Raw genomic sequence first — 4,424 nt, 5'->3', positions numbered from 1 at the left:
TTGGGAATTGTCTATACACCCAATGAAATTGTCCGTTTTATGATTGAAAGTGTCGATTATTTAGTCCACAAGCATTTTGGTAAGTTGTTGGCGGATCCAGGAGTAGAAATTTTAGATCCGGCGACGGGGACAGGAACTTTTGTAACGGAGTTGATTGAGTATTTACCGAAGGATAAGTTACGGTACAAGTATAAGCATGAGATGCACTGTAATGAGGTGGCAATTCTGCCTTATTATATTGCTAATTTGAATATTGAGTTCACCTACAAGCAGAAGATGGGTGAGTATGAGGAGTTTGAGCATATCTGTTTTGTGGATACCCTGGACCATGCTGCTTTTCATCTCAAGCAGATGGATTTGTTTGCCATGTCGGTGGAGAATACCCAACGGATTCAAAATCAAAATGACCGCAATATTTCTGTAATTATTGGTAATCCTCCTTATAATGCTAATCAGCAAAATGAGAATGACAATAATAAAAATCGGAAGTATCCTGCTATTGATAAGCGCATTAAGGATACTTACATCGAAGAGAGTACAGCGCAGAAGACAAAGCTATATGATATGTATTCTCGCTTCTTTCGTTGGGCTACAGATAGGTTAGGTGAAAATGGTATAATAGCTTTTATTACTAACTCTTCTTTCTTGGATGGTCGCTCCTTTGATGGATTTAGAAAATGTATTGAAGAAGAATTTACTTGCGCTTATTTTATAGATTTAGGTGGTAATGTCAGAAAAATTTCTGGTAGAGATGGTATTTTCATTGGTGAAAAACACACAATTTTTGGTGCTGCTGCTATGACAGGTATTGTGATAAGTTTTTTGATTAAAGACAATCATAATAATCGAAATAAGCTTTCTTATGCGAATCCTTTTGATGTTCATGAATTGCGACAAAATAAACTTAATTATCTGCAAGTAAATGATTTCAAAGATATTCACTTTGAGCATATCATACCAGACAAAAAACATAATTGGATTGAACAATCAGATAATGATTTTAATAGCTTAATACCTGTAGTTGATAAAGATACTAAGCTGTCCAAAGATCAAATTCATGAAGTAGCAATATTTAAGTTGTACACAAATGGAATAAAGAGTAATAGAGATGAATGGGTATATGATTTCAATTCACAGCAACTTGAGAGCAAGATAAGTTATTTTATCGATATTTATAATTCAGATATTTTTAAATACGCAGAAACGTCTTTGTTTTCCAATATAAATATTGATGAAATGGTAAATCTTAATATTAAATGGAGTCGAGATTTAAAGAAGCACTTAATCGCTAGGCATAGCATTACTTTTGACAGAGCAAAAATTATATTTTCTCTCTTTCGCCCTTTTATAAAGCAATTATTTTACAGCGATTTTATACTCAATGATGTTCTAACTAACTATCATGCAGAATTGTTTGGGAAAGGATTTGATTATAGTAATAGTGTTATTTATTTTTCAGGTACTCCGCTTTCTAAACCTTTTCAAGTTTTAACCTCTAATTGTCCGGTTGATTATCATTTCATTGGTGATACACTTTGTCTCCCCCTCTACCGCTACGACAAAGAAGGAAACCGTATCGATAATATCACCGATTGGGGATTGCAGCAATTCCAAAAACATTACAACGATAAAACCATCACCAAACTCGATATCTTCCACTACACTTATGCAGTCCTCCACTACCCGGAATATCGCAGTAAATACGAATTAAATCTTAAGCGAGAATTTCCCCGGCTTCCCTTTTATGATAACTTCTCTCAATGGGTAGAATGGGGAAGCAAACTAATGGAATTACATATCAACTATGAAACCGTCGCACCCTACCCACTAACCCGCATTGATACTAATAATAACCTCAAACCGAAACCTAAACTAAAAGCTGACCGAGAAAAAAATTCTATCAACCTCGATGATGTCACTTTCCTACAAGATATTCCCAAAATTGCCTGGGAATATAAACTCGGTAATCGTTCGGCCCTAGAATGGATTTTAGATCAATATAAGGAAAAGAAACCCAAAGATCAAACCATCGCCGAAAGATTTAATAACTATCGCTTTGCCGATTATAAAGAAACAGTAATTGACTTACTACAAAGAGTCTGTACTGTCAGCGTCGAAACCATGAAAATAATAGAAGCGATGAGACATTAAAAAGATTGCTTCTGGGAAATTTTATTCTACACCCTGCCTCCAGTAAAAACTTTTTCAGTAAACCCTAAGTAGCTGGTTATAATTAAATTAAAAATGGATTTTAGGTTTGATCCCCCCTGCCCCCCTTGATAAGGGGGGTTGATTCGTAGGGTTGAATGGATTTTAGGTTTGATCCCCCCTGCCCCCCTTGATAAGGGGGGTTGATTCGTAGGGTTGATTCGTAGGGTTGATTCGTAGGGTTGATTCGTAGGGTTGATTCGTAGGGTTGATTCATGAATCAACCCTACTACCTTGATATAGAGGTTTTCATTACCCTGTCCAGTTATACTTCATCTTTATGAGAAATGCCCTCACCAGAAAAGTGGCTAATCAATGGGGTAAATAAAAGCTGATAGCTAAAAAAACTGATAACCGATAACCCGGGAGAAAATATAATTGTAGCTACCTACCCATTCCAGATTAATTCCTATGGCAGAAGAAACCACCACCCCCGCAACTCCGGCAGCAGCAGCAGAAAAACCGGCTCAACCTGCGGCTGCTAAAAAACCCAAGGAGCCTACCGTCGAGGAAAAACCCTTTGCTGAATTTATCGAGCAGCATTTTCAACCCGCACTGGCGGCAGCCTTGCAAAAGCTGGGTATAACTGATATAAAACTGTCCTTTAAACAGGATAAAATTGCCGTGCAGGGCTTTTCTAGCTCTCCCTGTTGGCAGTTAACCGGCAATTGGCTCGGGGGAATGCGTCAATTTAGCATTTATTTTTTGGAAGAAAACATCAACGGTAAAAAAGCTTTTTCCCAGGCTGAGGGCGGCGCTCAACCTAGTACACTTGAATCATTTATGATCGATGAAAGGAAAGTTAGTCTCGATTTACTGTTGTTTTACACCCTGCAACGGCTTAACGGTCAAAAGTGGTTGACGAGAAACTAAAATTACTGAGGATTAGCGATCGAGAAGGGGGGTAAAATGAGTATAGATGACCACTGCTTATCGATCGCTAATAGTAATTATGCGTGTATTTGTACTACTTTTTAACGCAGGCACAGAAAACGAAGGTATCCACACCATTCAAATGGGAGCTATCAATAAGGTGTTGATGTTTGAATCGGAAGATGATGCCACCCGTTATGCGCTGCTGTTAGAGGCGCAGGATTTTCCGACTCCCACGGTAGAGAAAATTGATTCGGAGGAAGTGGCAGAATTTTGTCGCGATGCTGGCTATCAAGCGGAGATGATTGAAGCGGGTATGTTGGTAATTCCCCCCGAAAGCAATGCCTCCGAGTTGGATTGGCGAAAAGAGGAAGTCCCCCCCGCCGAAGAAGAGTTTTCCGAGATTCCCGATGCGGAGTTGGACAGCATCCGTCGTCGTCTAGAAGGACTTTTGTAATAAACCTCTGGTAAAGAAAATTGTCCTGCTTGGTTCGGAGACAGGAGACAGGAGCCAGTAGTCAGGAGTTCGGAGTCAGAAGACAGGATAATAAATCAACGTTGTTCCCTGTTCCCTGTTCCCTGATAACTGATAACTGATAACTGATAACTGATAACTGATAACTGAATATGACAACTGTGGGGGAATTGGGCGAAAATTTGGTGGCGGATTGGTTGCAATTACAGCAATGGCATATCCTCCAGCGTCGTTGGCGTAGTGGCGGCGGTGAAATCGATTTAATCGTTTTGTCTAAATCTCAGGCGATTCTCGCTTTTGTCGAGGTGAAAACCCGCAGCGCTGGCAATTGGGATTTAGGGGGCAAATTAGCAATCGATGACCGTAAACAGGGGAGAATTTACGAAGCTGCTCAGATATTTCTCTCCTTTTATCCCCAATGGTCCGATTTAACCTGTCGCTTCGATGTGGCTTTGGTTAGTTGTCAAAAAAGTTCTCTATTAGCTTTACCTGAGTTTTCCCTTGATTATCCCTGTCAGCTACAGGCAGGTTATCAATTGCAGTTACAGGAATATCTCGTGGCGGTTTTCTAAAAACACAATAGGCCCGCCTAGGGAGGCGGGCTTCATCTTGTACAAACGATATGGACTCCTAAAAAATTAACGGACTCAACATAATAAAGGTTTACGGAACCCACAACAGTCTATCTGTCAACTATCAAGATTTCTCAGTTTACCGACTCAGGTGATGATTACGGCTCACTCCATCTGTCCTATATCGAGCAACAGAGGCGAAACCATACTTTACTTTACAAACTTTGAGAATCTGCGTCCGATTTAGCTGTTGCGTTGAGCTAGAGCAGGTGGCACAGGCTCTAGGTCTTTTTGCC

4 protein-coding genes are annotated in these 4,424 nt (G+C 39.8%); all 4 read left to right on the top strand.

The window, feature by feature from the left end:
• Positions 1-2,151: type ISP restriction/modification enzyme (locus tag PX484_RS17485; RefSeq protein ID WP_288104934.1), on the top strand; the 2,151-nt coding region annotated here is incomplete at its 5' end.
• Between the two features lie 468 nt (positions 2,152-2,619).
• Positions 2,620-3,081: a DUF2996 domain-containing protein gene (locus tag PX484_RS17480; protein WP_287766594.1), complete on the top strand. Its 462-nt coding sequence runs from the start codon at positions 2,620-2,622 to the stop codon at positions 3,079-3,081.
• Between the two features lie 79 nt (positions 3,082-3,160).
• Positions 3,161-3,538: a DUF3110 domain-containing protein gene (locus PX484_RS17475; RefSeq protein WP_004268065.1), complete on the top strand. Its 378-nt coding sequence runs from the start codon at positions 3,161-3,163 to the stop codon at positions 3,536-3,538.
• Between the two features lie 170 nt (positions 3,539-3,708).
• Positions 3,709-4,128, top strand: a complete 420-nt coding sequence (locus PX484_RS17470) for a YraN family protein (protein WP_287668405.1) — start codon at positions 3,709-3,711, stop codon at positions 4,126-4,128.
• The last annotated feature ends 296 nt before the right edge of the window (positions 4,129-4,424 follow it).

Source organism: Microcystis sp. M49636_WE2 (assembly GCF_030065375.1).
Lineage (GTDB): Bacteria > Cyanobacteriota > Cyanobacteriia > Cyanobacteriales > Microcystaceae > Microcystis > Microcystis aeruginosa_C.
The sequence above is the reverse complement of the archived record's forward strand: the minus strand, read 5'-3'. Positions and strand labels throughout refer to the sequence as shown.